The following is a 339-nucleotide window of genomic DNA, read 5'->3' on the forward strand; positions in this document are numbered from 1 at the left end:
CCGGCTTGACCAAAAATACTATTACCACCAGAACTCGTTTTAAAACCGCCTTTGAAATTAAACGATGATGTCATATCAATCTGATACTTAAAACTCGCTGACCCATATTGATTAGAACCCCCGTTGGTCAGTTGCGCCCAACCATTCGTAAAGCCAGAACTCGTCCCACCTGGCAAGAAAGCGTTCGTCATTTCATCGACACCAGCGTAATTGGCAGCCGGCTCACCAATTTTAGTTGCCGTTTGTAAATCTTGGACGGTGACAGTTGCCGCCAACGCCGGTGCCGCATAACTAGTCAGCGAGACTGCCAGCGTTGCCAACATGATCTTGATTAGTCCC

At 47.8% G+C, this 339-nt stretch carries 1 protein-coding gene; it reads right to left on the minus strand.

Annotation, left to right across the window (positions count from 1 at the left end; genetic code table 11):
- The coding region (locus tag WEIDD23_RS13920) for a lectin-like domain-containing protein (RefSeq protein WP_197458910.1) at positions 1-339 on the minus strand (339 nt) is incomplete at both ends.

This window comes from Weissella sp. DD23 (assembly GCF_001579105.1).
GTDB lineage: Bacteria > Bacillota > Bacilli > Lactobacillales > Lactobacillaceae > Weissella > Weissella cibaria.